General features: G+C 42.3%; 1 protein-coding gene. It reads left to right on the top strand.

Annotation, left to right across the window (positions count from 1 at the left end):
* A partial coding sequence (locus ACSG5Z_RS30200) for a nucleoside recognition domain-containing protein (RefSeq protein ID WP_435712776.1) occupies window positions 1–312 on the top strand: 312 nt, incomplete at both ends.

Raw genomic sequence — 312 nt, forward strand, 5'->3', positions numbered from 1 at the left:
TTTTCGGATGGGCCGTAGGATATTTAACATCTTGGTTCCAGGCAGCACATGCACCCGAATGGCTACATGGCATTTTAATACTTGGGTTATTCCGTGGTATCGGTGCTGTTATTAGCGTTATGTTGCCACCTATGGCAATCTTTTTCCCTATGTTCGCACTATTAGAAAACTACGGATATTTACCACGTGTCGCTTTTAATATGGATCGCATATTTAAACGTTCCGGTGCACATGGCAAACAGTCTTTAACAATGGCAATGGGATGTGGTTGTAATGCAGCCGCTATTATGTCAACGCGTATTATTGAAACAC

The organism is Bacillus pretiosus, from assembly GCF_051294775.1.
Lineage (GTDB): Bacteria > Bacillota > Bacilli > Bacillales > Bacillaceae_G > Bacillus_A > Bacillus_A wiedmannii.